Here is a 15837-nt window from a genome sequence, read left to right as displayed (position 1 = left end):
TCCCGTGCTCCCGGACGGAGCAGGAGGGTGTCAGGCGGTGAGCCACACGGCGTCGGAGGCGCCGGCGGGAAGTGCGACGTCGGTTCCGCCGATGCGGAGGGTGACGGCGTCCGTCACCGTCACCGTCGTGCCCACCGCGACGCCGGCCGTCTCGACCGCGCGCAGCAGCTCGGGGTCCCGGTCGCTCACCCGCAGCACGCGGCCCACGTGCCCCGACGGCGCGGTGGCCAGCAGCACGAAGGGCTCGCGGTGCACCTCGCCCGCGGCATCCGGGATCGCATCGCCGTGCGGGTCGAACCGCGGGCGCCCCAGGCGCTCGTCGATGCCCTCGAGCAGCCGGTCGCTGATGGCGTGCTCGAGCACCTCGGCCTCGTCGTGCACCTCGTCCCACGCGTAGCCGAACTCCTGCACGAGCCATGTCTCGATGAGCCGGTGCCGGCGGATGATCGCCGCCGCCCGGCGCACGCCGTCGTCCGAGAGCGCGATCGGGCCGTAGGGGCGATGGGTCACCAGGCCCTGCGCCGCGAGCTTCTGCACCATCTCGGTGACGCTCGACGGCGCCAGGCCCAGCTCGGCGGCCAGCTGCGACGGGGTGATGCGATCGTCCTGCCACTCGGTGTGGTGGTAGATCGTCTTCAGATAGTCGTCGACGGCGGGGGAGGGCACGTCAAAAGGGTACCGGGGCCGCCTCACGCGCCCGTCAGCACGAGCCAGAGCAGCACGCCGTTGAGCGTGATGAGGAAGACGGATGCCGCGATCCCCGCGACCGTCGTCCACACCCGGTTGCGGTACCCGCCGAGCACCTCGCGCTTGGCGGTGAGCGCGACCAGCGGCACCAGCGCGAACGGGATGCCGAACGACAGCACCACCTGGCTGAGCACGAGCGCGACCGTCGGGTCGAAGCCGATCGCCAGGATGATCAGCGCCGGGATGAGGGTGACCAGGCGCCGGGCCAGCAGCGGCACGCGGATGTGCAGCAGCCCGTGCATGATCTCGGCGCCGGCGTAGGCGCCCACCGAGGTGCTGGCCAGGCCGCTCGCCAGCAGGCCGACGGCGAACAGCGTCGCGACGAGCGGTCCGAGCCCGGCGTACAGCGCGGCGTAGGCGCCCTCCAGGGAGTCGGTTCCGGGGACGCCCGCGAGGTTGGCCGCGGCCAGGAGCAGGATGCAGAGGTTCACCGTGCCCGCGATGAGCATCGCGATGGTCACGTCCCACTTCGTCGCGCGCAGCAGGCGCCGGGTCGAGATGCCGCGCAGCTCGGCCAGCGTCGCGTCGGGCGCGGTGCGGTCGCTCAGCGCCGACGCGGCGGCCGGCCGCGGGGCGAACCGGTCGCGGGCGAGCGCGCTGTGGGCGTAGATCGCGTGGGGCATGATCGTCGCGCCGAGGATCGAGGCGGCCAGGAGCACCGAGTCGGTGCCCTCGAAGCGTGGGACGAGCCCGCTTGCGACGCCGGCCGGGTCGGGCGGCGCGACGAGCACGCCGAACGAGAAGCCGATCGCGATCACCACGAGAAGACCGATGACGACGAACTCGAAGGGACGCGGACCCTTGCGCGACTGGATGAGCAGCAGGCCGATCGACACGGCGCCGGTGATCGCGCCGCCCCAGACCAGCGGGATGCCGAACAGCAGGTACAGCGCGACGGCCCCGCCGATCACCTCGGCGATGTCGGTCGCCATCGCGACGAGCTCGGCCTGCAGCCAGTAGGCGCGGCGGCCCCACGGACTGCGGATGCGACGCCCCAGCGTCTCGGGCAGGCTCTGGCCGGTGACGATCCCGAGCTTGGCGGAGAGGTACTGGATGAGCCACGCCATCACGTTGCCGACGACGACCACCCACACCAGCAGGTACCCGTAGCGGGCCCCGGCGGTCATGTTGCTGGCGACGTTGCCGGGGTCGAGGTACGCCACGCCCGCCACGAGCGCCGGGCCGATGAGCCACGCCAGGCGCGGCAGTGTCAGGCCGCGCCGGCGCACGCCAGTGGGGGCATCCGTGAGTTCGGCAGTTTTCGGCACACCGAAACCATACCCGGATTTCGGTGTGCCGAAAAGTGGCGCGTCAGGTGTCGCGGCGCCGGCGGCGCAGCCGCCAGACGTTGCCGCCCTCGGTCTCGTGGATGAGCTCGTCGCACGCGGCCAGCGCGATCGCGAGGCCGCGCCCGGACTCGGCGTCCGCCTCCGGCATGGAGACGGCGCTGAGGTCGAGGAGCGCCGGATCCGCCGTGTCACTGAAGACGGCCGACAGCGCCTCGTCGTCGGCATCCAGCTCGACCGTCACGTGGATCGGCTCGCGCGCCTGCGCGTGCTCGGCGACGTTGGCCGCCACCTCGCTCACCGCCAGGCGGAACAGCATCGCGTCCTCGTCGCCCACGCCCGCGGTGCGACGGAAGAGCTCGTCGAGCGCGTCGTGCACGTGGTCGACGAGCGCGTCGTCGACGATGCCCTCCCAGCGGAGGTCGGCCTCAGTCGCCATCGAATGCCGCCTCCGGGCTCGGGTGATCGCGCAGCACGCGATCCAGGTTGGTGAGCTTGAGCACGCGCTTGACCGGCTCGGTCGCCGCCGCGATCCGCAGATCGCCGCCGGCGAGGCGGGCCGACTTGAGCCCGCCGATGAGGGCGCCGAGCCCCGACGAGTCGACGAACTCGGTGCCGGAGAGGTCGACGACGATGCGCGTGCTGCCCGTGCCCACGAGCTCGTCCACCGCCTGGCGCAGCCGCGGCACCGATGTCGCGGTCAGCCGGCCTTCGGGACGGACGAGCGCGTAGTCCGTCCCGGGCGTCACTGTCAGATTCACGGAGCCTCCTCGGGCTTCGGGGCGATGGGGCGCGTCGGCCCCCGGTACAGGGCGGCCTGGACGATGACGCTCAGCACGGCCAGGTCGTAGACCACCCACACGGTGTTGACGAGCGTGCCGGTGCCGTCCGAGGTGCCGACGGCCAGCCGGGCGAGGCCGATCACCAGCGCCAGCACGAGGACGGCGATCGCGGTCAGCTGCGGCCAGATCTCGCGCCACGGCGGTCCGGACTCGTCGCGGCCGTCCTTCTTCGTCACCGCGAACCCCAGCGGGCGTCCGAGGACCACGTTCGCGAACGCCGACGTGCACGCCTTGATCCACACCGGGAACAGCGCGAGGGAGTACTGCTGGCCGCGCCAGGTCCGCAGGCCCCTCGCGACCACCAGGAAGAGGACCTGGTTCACGATGAAGTAGGGCAGGAACCGCGCGAAGAAGTCCACGCTCCACGCGGTCACCGGCATCACGCCGAACACGAGGTAGATGACCGGTGCGGCGAGATAGACCAGTGCGGTGAAGCCGGAGAGGTAGCTCCACATCGTCGCGAAGTACATGAGCCGCTGGCCGGTGGAGAGCCCCTTCTTGGCCAGCGGGTTGTCGCGCAGCATCACCTGGAGCGTGCCCTGGGCCCACCGCAGCCGCTGCGTCAGCATGGTGCGCAGGTCCTCGGGCGCGAGGCCTCGCGCGAGGATCTCGTGGTGGTAGACGCTGCGCCATCCGAGGGAGTGCAGCTGCATCGCGGTGGCCATGTCCTCGGTGACGGAGATCGTCGCCATCGGCTGGACGGGCTGGGCCTCGTCGGGGCGATCGACCCGCAGCGCCTGCAGGAGGGCCGCCACCGACCCGACGGCGCCGAGCGGCGACAGCTCCCGCGTCGTGAGGGCGTCCAGGCCGGCGTCGTCGATGACGACCGCGTCGAGCTCGGCGTCGCGCTGCACCGGCAGCTCGCCGATCGACGCGAGGTCGGCCCGCATGCGGGCCAGATCGCCGCGCACGAGCTCGCGGGAGGCCGTGTCGACCGCCGACTGCACGCGGTAGGTCACCTCGCCGATCGGATCGCCCGCGTCCAGGCGCACGCGCGCCTGGGTGACCTCGCCGCCGAGCAGTCGCAGCTGGAGCCGCACGGCCGGGTCGGCGGTGCGGTCTCTCGCGGCCTTCACCAGCAGCGCCTCCGCCGCGCGCAGCGTGCGGGCGGTGGACTGCTCGACGTCGCGGACGTACCCCACGATGCCGAGCTGCATCAGGGCGTCGCGGCGCAGCACGGCGTTGGAGCCGCAGAAGAACGCGGCGTTCCAGCCGTCCTTGCCCTGCTGGATGGGCCCGTAGAACAGCGGCGCCTGACTGCCGAGCGGATCGGCGTCGTCGACGTTCATGAACCACTGCGGCGTCTGCACGAGTGCGACCTCGGGGTCGTCGGCGAAGTAGCCGAGCGTGCGATGCAGGATCAGCGGGTCGGGCACCTGGTCGGCGTCGAGGATGAGCAGGAACTCGCCCTCGGTGCTGAAGAGCGCGTTGTTGAGGTTGCCCGCCTTGGCGTGCCGGGGCTTGCCGTCCCAGTCGGACGAGCGCGTGATGTAGCCGACCCCCGCCTCGCGCGCGGCGGCCGCCATGTCGGGCCGTGCGCCGTCGTCGAGGATCCACGTCTCGTGCGGGTAGGCGATGCGCTTCGCGGCCCGCGCGGTGGCGATCACCATGTCGACGGGCTCGTTGTAGGTGGTGATGAGCACGTCGACCGTGCCCTGCGGCGGCGACACCGGTGCCGGGCGCTCCCGTGCGCGCCACATCGTGAGCGAGAACAGGAAGGTGTCGATGAGGCTGTACGTCTCGGCGATGACGAGCGGCACCGCGATCCACCACGCCGACCAGTTCACCGAGTCGAGCCAGCGCCAGGCGATGTAGTTGACCCCGAGCAGGACCGACAGCAGCGCGAGGATGCGGATCCAGACGAACCGCGCCGTCACGGATCCCGCCTCACGACGAGCACCGTGACGTCGTCGGGTGCCGCCTGCTGCAGCGCGAGACGCCGCGCTTCCTCGACCGCGCCGTGCGGGCCGAGGTCGCGCACCACGTCGTGCACGTGGCCGAACGGGTCGCCCGGGTCGAGGATGTCGAGGAGCCCGTCGCTGCACACCATGAAGACGTCGCCCGGCGCGAGCAGGGCGCCCGAGGTGGTCCGTGTCTCGTCGAAGCCCATGCCGAGCGGGAGCCCCGTCGACTGCAGCGGCTCCCACTCGCCGTGCGCCCGCAGGATGAAGGCGAGGCTGTGGCCGGCGTCGATGAACGAGACGCCGCCGGTCTCGAGGTCGACGTCGGCGGCGACCGCCGTGACGAAGATGTTCGCGCCGCCGAGGTCGGCCTCGAGCATGCGGTCCACCTCCGAGACGGTGTCGGCGAGGGAGCGCGTGGGAGCGGTGCGCAGCGACGCCCTGACGGCCGATGCGACGATCGCGGGACCCGTGCCCTTGCCCATGACGTCGGCGAGGGCCACCCGGAGGCGCCCGTCCACGACCTGCCAGTCGTAGACGTCGCCCAGAAGGCTTCCCGCCGGCGTCGCCGATGCGGCGAGCGTGTACCCGGGGACGTCGGGGGTGCGCGCGGGGAGCATGGCGCGCTGCACGACCGAGGCGTAGTCGAGCTCGTCGGCGTCGGTCAGCTCGGACTGCACCCACAGCGCGAGCTCCTTCAGCAGCACCCTCTCGCGATCGTCGAGCGTGCGCGGCCGGGTGTCGATGATGCAGAGCGTGCCGACCTGCTCGCCGCCCGGTGCCTTCAGCGGGTGGCCGGCGTAGAAGCGCAGATGCGGGTCGCCGAGGACGAACGGGCTCTCGGCGAAGGCTGCGTCGGTGGCGGCATCCTCGATCACGAGCGTGCCCTCCTGCCGGATGGTGACGTCGCAGAACGAGCCCTCCCGGGGTGCCTCCCGCCCTCCCAGGCCGATCTGGGCCTTGCGGAACTGCCTGTCGCGGTCGATGAGGGTGACGCTCACCATCGGCACGCCGAACATCTCCTGCGCCAGCCGGGCGACCCGGTCCACCCGCTCATCCGGCGGAGTGTCGAGTACCCCGAGTGCCTCGATGGCGCGCTGGCGCCTTTCGTCGTCGAACAACTGACCCCCCGGTCGTCACGATGACTCCAGTATGGTTCGGTCCCGGACCTGAGGGCGACTTCGCGACGCAAAGCGAACACGCGCCGACGCGGATCGGCGCGCCGCGCCGGGATACCCTTTCCCGGTGACCACGCCCGACCCGAGCGCATCGCGGCCCGAGCACGAGGGGACACCGCCTTCGGATGCCGCGGAACCGACGCTTCCGGTCGGGGTGGGGCCATGGCCGGGCGGACCGGACGCGTGGCCGGACGACGACCGCTACGACCGCGAGCTGCTCGCGCACGGGGACGCCCGCAACGTCGTCGACGCGTACCGCTACTGGACGATGGACGCCATCGTCGCCGACCTCGACGCCCGCCGGCACGCGTTCCACGTCGCGATCGAGAACTGGCAGCACGACATGAACATCGGCTCGATCGTGCGCAGCGCCAACGCGTTCCTCGCCGCCGAGGTGCACATCATCGGCAGGCGCCGGTGGAACCGGCGCGGCGCCATGGTCACCGACCGCTACCAGCACGTGCGCCACCACGAGACCGTCGCGGACTTCGCCGCGTGGGCGGATGCCGCATCCCTCCCCGTCATCGCGATCGACAACGTCGAGGGCTCGAAGCCGCTGCCGGCGGCCGACCTGCCCCAGGCGTGCGTGCTGCTCTTCGGTCAGGAAGGGCCAGGGCTCTCGCCGGAGGCGCTGGCCGCGGCATCCGGCGTCGTCGCGATCGAGCAGTACGGCTCCACCCGCTCCATCAACGCGAGCGCCGCGGCCGCCGTCGTGATGTACGAGTGGTGCCGCCGCTGGGCCTGAGCCGGCCCGCGGTCAGCCGCGTCCCGGGCTCAGGGCGGTCTCACCGCCCAGCCGCAGCGCGCCCTGCCGCGCGCCCTGACGTGCGGTGACCGCGGAGCGGGCGAGATCCGCCACGACCCCCGCGGCGCGAGCCCGCGAGGGCATGAAGCGCAGGAAGAACACCAGCCGCAGCATCCACGCGAGCGCACCCGTGAACGGCACGCCGTACAGCTCCGAGATGCCCCGGCCGGGGCCGAACGAGGCCGCGCGACCGAGCCCCCGGTACGCGAACGGGCGAGCCGGCCGGCCCGAGATCCGGCGCGCGATGGCGCGACCGATGTGGTCGCCGCCCTTCATGGCCCACAGCGCGTTCGCCGGCACGGGCTGCCGGGTCACCGGGTGGTCCACGCGCGCGCCGTCGCCCGCGGCCCACACGCCGTAGCGCACGGCGAGCGTCCGCTGGGTGCGCAGCCGCCCCCGCTCGTCTCGCCACGGGTCGAGTCCGGGGATGTGTACGGGGCTCTGCCCGGTCGTCGTGACGACGGTCGCCGTCATCAGCGTCGTGCCGTCTGCGAGCACCGCCGCCGTCGGCGTGACCTCGGCCAGTCGCACGCCCGTGACCACCCGCACGCCCAGCCGGGCGAGCTCCGCCTCGGCGCGCGAGCGCAGCCGCGGCTGATCGGACCACTCGCTGAGGATGCGCTCGCCGCCGTGCACGAGGGTGACGAGGTGCCCCCGGTCGGCGATGGCGGCCGCCAGCTCGGCCCCCGCGATCCCGCCGCCGGCGACGACGACGGGGGAGCCGGGGACGCTCGCGAGGTGATCGGCGAGCGCCGCGATCTCGCCCGGCCCCCGCAGCGTGCGGCCGTACCGGGCGAGCCCCGCGACGGCGTCCGTCGGCTCGGTCGCGCCCGTGCCGACGACGAGGTGGTCGTAGGCGATCGCCTCGACCGCGTCGTCGCCGCGTCGGTAGGAGACCGAGCGGCGGACGGCGTCGATGCGCAGCGCCCGGCCCTCGATGATCCGCGCGAGCGGCATGGCCTCGGCCAGCGGGGTGGCCACGCGGTCGTGACGGATGATGCCCGAGACCAGCTCGCCGGTGAACCCATGGAAGCGGTGCGCGCGATCGGCCGAGATCACGACGATCTCCAGGTCGCCGCGCCGCAGCTCGCGCGCCGCACGACGTGCGAGCGTGGCGTAGGCGTGCAGCGTGACATACCCGCCGCCGAGCAGCACGACGCGGGTCATGCGATCACCGCCGTGCGGGGCTCGAGTGCGACGGGTGCGCCGAAGCTCGTCGGGTCGGCGGCCCGGAAGCCGAGGTGCGCCAGGCGCCCCGCGCGCTCACGGATGGCGTCGACCTGCTCGAGCGTCGGGTTGCCCAGCGAGAAGTGGCCGCGGTGGCCGGTCAGTGCCAGGATCGCGGTCTCGGCGAAGCACGCGTACGAGCGGCCGTCGGGCAGCCCGATGTCGCCGCCGACCAGGCGCAGGCTGGGGATCGACACGATGCCGCCGTCGACGACGCGCACATCGGGACGAGCGGTGGCCAGGGCGGGCGAGGTGTTGCGCGGCTGCGTCGCATCGAGCACGATCGCGCCCGGTGCGAGGTGATCGGGTCCGAGCAGCGTGTCGGCCGACGCCGTGAGGAGGACCACGAGGTCGGCATCGCCGACGGCGTCGATCGAGTGCGCGGTGGCGACCTCGACGTCGGTCGCGACCGAGGCCGCGAGCGCCTCCAGGCGCGGCGCCGTGCGCGCGATCAGCGTCAGGCGGGCGCCGGCGGAGTCGCGTGCCAGCAGCCTCGTCACGGCGGTGCCGACGCTGCCGCTGGCGCCGACCACGGCGACGTGAGGGCGCGTGGTCCTCGTCGCGACGTGGGGGAGCAGCATCCGGATCTGGTCCTCGACGATCGCCGCCGTGAACGCGTTGCCGTTCGTCACGCCGATGTCGGAGCGGCCGCGCAGCGACGCGCCGCCCGCGGTCACGGTCGCCGTCAGCGCGCCGAGCCCGACGACGTCGGCGCCGAGCGCGGCGGCGCGGTCGACGGCGCGGCCCACGCGACGCCGGCCACCGTCGATGTCGGACAGCAGGTGACGGGCGCCGAACGGCACGAGCACGACGTGGCCGACGCGCTCGCCGCCGATCTGCACGCCCGCCATCGTGACCGGCGGGAGCGGCAGGCGCCGCAGCGCCGCGTCGTAGACGGCCTCGGGCATGAGCCCCAGCGGCCGCCACACGCGCGCGAGGTCTTCGCGCAGGCTGGCGCGGGGGTGGACGGTGAATGCGAACGTTCCGCTCTCGGACACGGCGGGCTCCTTCCGGCGCCGAGGTGAGGGCGCCATGCGATCAAGGAGCGGGCGGCCCGCACGCTGATACGTGGGTGCGAGCGCGCCCTCAGACGCCGACCGTCATCCAGACGGACCCGCGCACGCGCCAGCCGAGCGTGACCAGCCGGGCGAGCATGTAGACGCCGAAGAACGCGACCGCCAGCCACGCCAGGCCCGCCGCGCCGGCCGGCTGCAGCACGGCGACGAGCACCAGCGCGGGGAGGAACGGGACGAGGTTCAGCACGCCGACGATCGCCAGGTACTTCGCGTCGCCCGCGCCGATGAGCACGCCGTCGAGCACGAAGACGATGCCGCACACCGGCTGCGCCACGGCCAGCACGATGAGCGCCGGCTGCACCAGTGCGGCGATCGCGGGATCGCCGGTGAACAGCAGCCCGATCACCCCCGACAGCGCGGCGATCAACGCGCCCACGACGATGCCGAACCACGCGCCCCACGCGACGGTGCGCCCGAGCACACGGCGGACGAGGTGCGTGTCGTCGGCGCCGAGCCCCTTGCCGATGAGCGCCTGGGCCGCGATCGCCAGCGCGTCCAGCGCGAAGGCCGCGGTGGAGAAGATCGTGAAGGCGACCTGCCAGCCGGCCAGCTCGTCGGTGCCGAGGCCGGTCGCCACGGCCACCGTCGCCAGCAGCGCCACCCGCAGCGACACCGTCCGCAGGAACAGCCAGCCGCCCGATCGTGCCGAGCCGCGCACGCCCTCGCGCTGGGGGCGGACGGATGCCTCGTGCCGGCGCGCGAGCCGCCCCACGACGACCGCGTAGGCGGCCACCATCCCCCACTGCGCGACGACCGTCCCGAGGGCGGAGCCGGCGATGCCCCAGCCGAGCCCGTAGATGAACGCCCAGTTCAGCAGGGCGTTCGCGCCGAAGCCGAGTCCGGCGATCCACAGCGGCGTCACGGTGTCCTGCATGCCGCGCAGGAGACCCGTCGCGGCGAAGACCACCAGCATCGCGGGAAGCCCCCACATCGAGATGCCGAGGTAGATCTCGGCCTGCTCGGCGACGCCCGGCGACGCGCCGAAGAGGCCGACGAGGAACGGCGTACCGAGCGAGCCCATCAGGGCGAGGATCGCGCCCAGGCCCAGCGCGAGCCACATGCCGTCGATGCCGACCGAGACGGCGCGCGTGGGGTCTCCGGCGCCGAACCGGCGGGCGACCGCCGGGGTGGTGGAGTACGCCAGGAAGACCATCAGCCCGACGATCGTCTGCAGCACCGCCGAGGCGATGCCGAGGCCGGCGAGCGGCTCCACGCCGAGGTGCCCGACGAGGGCCGAGTCGACGATGAGGAACAGGGGCTCGGCGACGAGGGCGCCCAGCGCCGGCACGGCGAGCCGCAGGATGTCGCGGTTCAGCGTGTCGGTGGTCACGCTGAAGAGCCTAGAAGGCGGCGCCGACGGCGCGGCGCGGCATCCGTCCCCCTCCGCGTGCGCGGGGCCGGGCTTCATCACGATGCGACGGCGATCCATCCCCACGCGAGAATCGCCCAGGCATGGGGCGACTAACCTGGAACGCATGACCGACGCCCCCCGTTCCGGTCTCGCGCTCGAGGAGCTCAGCGCCGAGATCCGCCCGCAGGACGATCTGTTCCGCCACGTCAACGGCTCATGGCTGGAGCGCACCGAGATCCCGGACGACAAGGCGCGGTGGGGATCGTTCCACCTCATCGCGGAGCAGGCCGAGAAGGACGTGCACGCGATCATCGAGGAGTCGCAGCAGGCCGACCCGGGCACCGAGACCCGCAAGATCGGCGACCTCTACACGAGCTTCATGGACACCGGGCGCATCGAGGAGCTCGGCGGGGCGCCGCTGGCCGACGTGCTGGCCCGGGTCGACGCGATCGACTCCATCCCGGCGTTCCTCCGCACGGTCGGCGAGTTCGAGCGCGACGGGATCGCCGCGCTCATCCACCTCTACATCGAGCCCGACCCGGGCAACCCGCAGCGCTACGTGCCGTTCTTCATCCAGGGCGGCCTGTCGCTGCCGGACGAGAGCTACTACCGGCTCGACAGCTTCCAGGAGACACGCATCGCGTTCCGCACCCACGTGCAGCGCATCCTCGAGCTCGCGGGGGTCGCCGAGGCCGAGGCATCCGCGGATCTCATCGTCGCGCTCGAGACGGAGCTGGCCACCCACCACTGGGACAACGTCGCCAGCCGCGACGCGGTCAAGACCTACAACCTCAAGACCTGGGACGAGGTGCAGGAGCTGGTCGGCGTCGACCTCGCGCCGTGGCGCGACGGGATGGCCCCCGACCACGCCGACGCGTTCGCCGAGATCAACGTGTACCAGCCGAGCTTCCTCGAAGGCCTCGGCGTGATGCTGACCGACGAGCACCTCGAGGGCTGGAAGGCGTGGCTGCGCTTCGCGGTCGTGCACTCGGCGGCGCCGTTCCTGTCGGACGAGTTCGTCGCGGAGAACTTCTCGTTCTACGGCACCCAGCTCACCGGCGTCCCGGTCAACCGCGAGCGGTGGAAGCGGGGCGTGAGCCTCACCGAGGCCGCGATGGGCGAGGCGATCGGCCGCGTCTACGTCGAGCGCCACTTCCCGCCGTCGGCCAAGGACGCGATGGATGAGCTCGTCGCGAACCTCGTCGATGCGTACCGGCAGTCGATCTCCGAGCTGGAGTGGATGAGCCCCGAGACGCGCGAGCGCGCGCTGGCGAAGCTCGACACGTTCACGCCGAAGATCGGCTACCCGGTGAAGTGGAAGGATTACTCCACCCTCGAGATCGACGCGGAGGATCTCGTCGGCAACGTCCGCCGCGCGCACGTCTGGGAGCACGACCGCCAGCTCGCGAAGGTCGGCAAGCCGATCGACCGCGACGAGTGGTTCATGACGCCGCAGACGGTCAACGCGTACTACAACCCGCTGATGAACGAGATCGTGTTCCCGGCGGCGATCCTGCAGTATCCGTTCTTCGACGCCGACCGCGACGCCGCCGCGAACTACGGCGGCATCGGCGCGGTGATCGGCCACGAGATCGGCCACGGCTTCGACGACCAGGGCAGCCGCTTCGACGGCGACGGGTCGCTGCGGGACTGGTGGACCGACGAGGACCGTGCCGCCTTCGAGGAGCGCACGAAGAACCTCATCGACCAGTTCGACGCGCTCGTGCCGCTGGGTCTCGCCGAGGAGAACCACGTCAACGGCGCGCTCACCATCGGCGAGAACATCGGCGACCTCGGCGGACTCGGCATCGCGATCAAGGCGTACGCCCTGTCGCTGGGGACCGACGAGAACGGCGATCCGGCCGAGGCGCCGGTGATCGACGGCCTCACCGGAATCCAGAGACTGCTGCTGAGCTGGGGACAGATCTGGCAGCAGAAGGGGCGGGATGCCGAGACGATCCGCCTGCTGACGATCGACCCGCACTCGCCCAACGAGTTCCGGTGCAACCAGATCGTCCGCAACATCGACGCGTTCTACGATGCATTCGGCGTGACCGAGTCCGACGCCCTGTGGCTCGACGAGGATCAGCGCGTCACCATCTGGTGAGAAGCGGGCCGATCCCGGTCCGTCTGCCCCGCAACACGTTCAAGGGGAAGGGAAACCCGTGGGCATGGAGCCCAGAAAGGATGCCGAGTCGCTTCGGGGGGCGCGACGAGGCACCGGACGACGACTGCCGAAGAGGGCGGCAGCCGGACGTCGATCATTCACATCCACCCTCAAGGCGCTCGACGACCTCGCTGCGTCCGGCGCGAAGATCTCGGTGCGCATCACCGACCTCGACCGCGGCACCTCCGTCCTCTCGGGCGACGACTTCGTGACCCTGCCGGTCGCGGGGCTCGGTGTGGTGCCGCTGCTGATCGAGGTCGCCGCCGCGTTCGAGTCGGGCACGCTGGACCCGCTCGAGATCATCGACCGCGCGCACATGGAGCCGGTCGGCGTGGGCGGCGTGTGGCAGCACCTGAAGGCGCCGGCGCTGCCGCTGTCGGACCTCGCCGTGCTGACCGCCTCGACGGGCGACGCCCTCGCCGCGAACGCGCTGCTGCGCCGCGTCGGGCTGCCCGCCGTGCGCAGCCGCATCGAGGAGCTCGGGCTCGCGCGCTCGGCCCTGCTCGACCGCTTCCGCGACGAGCGCGGCCCCGACGACGCGCCGCACTTCGCGCTCGGCTCCGCCCGCGAGCTCGCCGAGGTCTTCGCCGCCCTGGTGAACTCGCAGGTCGTCTCGCCGAGCGTGAGCGCCCAGGTCGCGGAGTGGCTCAGCCTCAATCACGACCTGTCGCTCGTGGCATCCGCCACCGGTCTCGACCCGTTCTCGCACGAGAACGACGAGCACGGGCTGCTGTTCATCAACAAGACGGGCAGGGACTCCGGTGTGCGCGTCGAGGCGGGGGTGCTGGCCGGTCCACGGGCCGGGGTGTCGTACGCGCTCATCGTCTGCTTCGACGACCTCTCGATCTCGCACCGGCTGCGGGCGCACGAGGCGTTCCGCATCCTCGGCACCGACCTCATGGAGTACGTGTTCTGAGGCGTGGTCGGTGACGCCGGATGACGAGTGGATGCCTATGGCGGGAGGCATCGGGTAACCTCACCAGGGTGTCAACACCGCCGTTCCGCGCCGACATCGTCGGCAGCTTCCTCCGCCCCTCCGAACTCGCCGAAGCCCGCCGCCGGTTCGCGGCCGGCCAGATCGACGCCGACGCGCTGCGCGTGGCGGAGGACACGGCGATCGCCGAGCTCGTCGTGCGCGAGGCCGACGCCGGGCTGAAGCTCGCGACCGACGGCGAGTTCCGCCGCTCGTGGTGGCACTTCGACTTCTTCGGCCTGCTCGACGGCGTCGACATCGTCGAGCTCGACCACGGCATCCAGTTCCAGGGCGTGCAGACCAAGCCCCGCGGCATCGAGGTGACCGGGAAGATCGGGTTCAGCGACAGCCACCCCTTCCTCGACCACTTCCGCTCGCTCAAGAGCCTGCTCGAGCGCACGACCGGCGCCGTGCCGAAGTTCAGCATCCCGGCGCCGACGGTGCTCGACTTCCGCCTGGAGCCCGGGCACATCCTGACGCCCGAGTACGACGGCCGCGAGGACATCGTCGACGACCTCGTGCAGGCGTACCGCGACGCCGTCGCCGCGTTCTACGCCGCGGGCGCCCGCTACCTCCAGTTCGACGACACCGCGTGGGCCTACCTCTGCTCGGACGCCGAGCTCGAGAAGGCGCGGGGCCGTGGCATCCGCACCGACGGCATCGCGGAGCGGTACTCCGGCATCCTCAACCGCATCCTCGAGGGCAAGCCCGACGACCTCGTCATCACGACGCACGTGTGCCGCGGCAACTTCCGCTCGACGTGGATCTCGTCCGGCGGCTACGAGCCGGTCGCCGAGCAGCTGCTGGGCAACACCGCGTACGACGGCTACTTCCTCGAGTACGACAGCGAGCGCGCGGGCGGCTTCGAGCCGCTGCGCTTCCTGCCCGAGGGCGACAAGACGGTCGTGCTGGGACTCATCACGTCCAAGACCGGCGAGCTGGAGAACGTGGATGCCGTCAAGCAGCGCATCGACGAGGCATCCGCTTTCGCACCCCTCGGCCAGCTCGCGCTGAGCCCGCAGTGCGGCTTCGCCTCGACCGAGGAGGGCAACGTCCTGTCCGAGGACGAGCAGTGGGCGAAAGTCCGCGAGGTGGTCGACATCGCCGCCGACGTCTGGCGCTGACCCCTCCCTCCCCGGACTCTCCCCTCCCCGGCCTGAGGTTCCGGGTTTGGGGCGCGTGCCGTGCGTTCGGGGCGCGCGGGGCACGCCCCGAACGGACGCGGCGCGCCCCAAACCCGGTATGGTGAACCCCGAGAGCGGGCGAGGTCAGTGGTTGGGGACGTCGACCACGGGGGTGCCGTGGGTGTGGAAGGTCTCGATCGTCTTCATGCCCCACGCCTGACCCTTCTTGCGCTCGGCCTCGGACCATTCGACGACGGGCTGGTCGGGGTCCAGCAGCAGCCGGGCGCCGGCCTGCGCGAACTCGATCCGGTTGCCGCCGGGCTCCCAGACGTACAGGAAGAACGTCTGGTTGATGGCGTGCTTGTGGGGGCCCGACTCGATGTGGATGCCGTTCTCGAGGAAGATGTCGGCGGCCTTGAGGATGTCCTCGCGGGTGTCGGGGGCGAAGGCGATGTGGTGCAGGCGGTTGCCGTGCTTGGTCCAGTCGTCGGAGTAGACGACGTCGTAGGACTTCAGGGAAAAGTGGAACCACCACGCCGCGAACCGGCCGTTGTCGAGCCGGATGCGCTCGGACTCCCGCATCCCCAGCGCGTCGCGGAGGAAGGCGCCGTTGGCCTCGACGTCCTTCGCGAGATAGTTGATGTGGTCGAGGCGACGGGCGTTGACCCCGCGCCCGGGGAACCGTGAGGCCTGGTTCTTCAGCGCCGGCTTGTCGTCGGTCGCGACGTACCGCTCGGCCTCGTAGAAGATCGCCATCGCGTGGCCGTCGGGGTCGGTGAACTCGTACGTCGGGCCGCACCCGACGTCGCCGTCCACCCAGCCGCGGCCGAGGCCCGTCGCCTCGATGGCGGCGACCCGGCGCTCCAGCGCCTGCTGCGACGACGCGCGGAAGGAGGTGCGGCCGACGCCCGCGGCATCCGACGCCCTGAGCTTGATCGTGTAGAGCTGGTACTCGTCCCACGTGCGGAGGTAGACCGAATCGCCGTCCTCGGCGACGACCCGCATGGCCAGGAGCTCCTCGAAGAACCAGCGGCTCTCGGCGGGGGTGGGGGTGAGCAGCTCGACGTGGGCGAGGTGGGCGACGTCGAACGACGTGTCGGCGGTCATGGTGCGTCCTCTCTGACGGTCTCGGGCAGACGTGGGTCGGGCGGGGCCGGGAG

The 15837-nt window shown here is 72.0% G+C and carries 14 protein-coding genes; 4 read left to right on the top strand and 10 right to left on the bottom strand.

Annotated elements, in window-relative coordinates:
* Positions 1-30: 30 nt before the first annotated feature.
* From ACFRAL_RS01140 to ACFRAL_RS01115, 6 genes are all read right to left on the bottom strand, one after another.
* Positions 31-666, bottom strand: a complete 636-nt coding sequence (locus ACFRAL_RS01140; RefSeq protein ID WP_336394233.1) for a metal-dependent transcriptional regulator — start codon at positions 664-666, stop codon at positions 31-33.
* Between the two features lie 23 nt (positions 667-689).
* Positions 690-1976: an Nramp family divalent metal transporter gene (locus tag ACFRAL_RS01135; RefSeq protein WP_336395033.1), complete on the bottom strand. Its 1287-nt coding sequence runs from the start codon at positions 1974-1976 to the stop codon at positions 690-692.
* Between the two features lie 82 nt (positions 1977-2058).
* On the bottom strand, positions 2059-2472 hold the full coding sequence (locus ACFRAL_RS01130; protein WP_336394234.1) for an ATP-binding protein: 414 nt from the start codon (positions 2470-2472) through the stop codon (positions 2059-2061).
* Entirely contained in the window at positions 2462-2794 is a 333-nt protein-coding gene (locus ACFRAL_RS01125) for an STAS domain-containing protein (RefSeq protein WP_336394235.1), read from the bottom strand. The genes ACFRAL_RS01130 and ACFRAL_RS01125 overlap by 11 nt, the downstream gene beginning before the upstream one ends.
* On the bottom strand, positions 2791-4752 hold the full coding sequence (locus tag ACFRAL_RS01120) for a glycosyltransferase family 2 protein (RefSeq protein WP_336394236.1): 1962 nt from the start codon (positions 4750-4752) through the stop codon (positions 2791-2793). Before ACFRAL_RS01120 ends, ACFRAL_RS01125 begins: the two co-directional genes overlap by 4 nt.
* Positions 4749-5897: a PP2C family protein-serine/threonine phosphatase gene (locus ACFRAL_RS01115; RefSeq protein ID WP_378878831.1), complete on the bottom strand. Its 1149-nt coding sequence runs from the start codon at positions 5895-5897 to the stop codon at positions 4749-4751. The genes ACFRAL_RS01120 and ACFRAL_RS01115 overlap by 4 nt, the downstream gene beginning before the upstream one ends.
* A gap of 124 nt (positions 5898-6021) precedes the next feature.
* On the opposite strand from ACFRAL_RS01115, the gene ACFRAL_RS01110 reads away from it, so the two are divergent.
* Positions 6022-6699, top strand: a complete 678-nt coding sequence (locus tag ACFRAL_RS01110; protein ID WP_378878829.1) for a TrmH family RNA methyltransferase — start codon at positions 6022-6024, stop codon at positions 6697-6699.
* Between the two features lie 12 nt (positions 6700-6711).
* On the opposite strand, the gene ACFRAL_RS01105 is transcribed toward ACFRAL_RS01110, so the two are convergent.
* The 3 genes from ACFRAL_RS01105 to ACFRAL_RS01095 all read right to left on the bottom strand — a co-directional run bounded on the left by ACFRAL_RS01105 (position 6712) and on the right by ACFRAL_RS01095 (position 10392).
* Positions 6712-7926, bottom strand: a complete 1215-nt coding sequence (locus ACFRAL_RS01105; protein ID WP_336394238.1) for an FAD-dependent oxidoreductase — start codon at positions 7924-7926, stop codon at positions 6712-6714.
* The gene (locus tag ACFRAL_RS01100) at positions 7923-8984 is read right to left on the bottom strand and encodes a semialdehyde dehydrogenase (protein WP_336394239.1); all 1062 of its coding nucleotides are present in this window, start codon (positions 8982-8984) and stop codon (positions 7923-7925) included. The genes ACFRAL_RS01105 and ACFRAL_RS01100 overlap by 4 nt, the downstream gene beginning before the upstream one ends.
* An 88-nt stretch (positions 8985-9072) precedes the next feature.
* Positions 9073-10392 (bottom strand): MATE family efflux transporter, encoded by a 1320-nt coding sequence (locus ACFRAL_RS01095; protein WP_336394240.1) that lies wholly within the window; start codon positions 10390-10392, stop codon positions 9073-9075.
* 145 nt (positions 10393-10537) lie between these two features.
* Between ACFRAL_RS01095 and ACFRAL_RS01090 the strand changes: the two genes are divergently transcribed.
* The 3 genes from ACFRAL_RS01090 (at position 10538) to ACFRAL_RS01080 (ending at position 14677) form a co-directional block, all read left to right on the top strand.
* Entirely contained in the window at positions 10538-12520 is a 1983-nt protein-coding gene (locus ACFRAL_RS01090) for a M13 family metallopeptidase (RefSeq protein WP_378878825.1), read from the top strand.
* Between the two features lie 64 nt (positions 12521-12584).
* Positions 12585-13496, top strand: coding sequence for a serine hydrolase (locus ACFRAL_RS01085; protein WP_378878823.1), 912 nt, complete (start codon positions 12585-12587; stop codon positions 13494-13496).
* Positions 13497-13564: 68 nt separating this feature from the next.
* Positions 13565-14677 (top strand): 5-methyltetrahydropteroyltriglutamate--homocysteine S-methyltransferase, encoded by a 1113-nt coding sequence (locus tag ACFRAL_RS01080; RefSeq protein ID WP_378878821.1) that lies wholly within the window; start codon positions 13565-13567, stop codon positions 14675-14677.
* Positions 14678-14821: 144 nt separating this feature from the next.
* On the opposite strand, the gene ACFRAL_RS01075 is transcribed toward ACFRAL_RS01080, so the two are convergent.
* Positions 14822-15784: a VOC family protein gene (locus ACFRAL_RS01075; protein WP_378878819.1), complete on the bottom strand. Its 963-nt coding sequence runs from the start codon at positions 15782-15784 to the stop codon at positions 14822-14824.
* Positions 15785-15837 lie beyond the last annotated feature (53 nt).

Source organism: Microbacterium sp. NPDC056736, assembly GCF_042790415.1.
Taxonomy (GTDB): Bacteria; Actinomycetota; Actinomycetes; order Actinomycetales; family Microbacteriaceae; genus Microbacterium.
The sequence above is the reverse complement of the archived record's forward strand: the minus strand, read 5'-3'. Positions and strand labels throughout refer to the sequence as shown.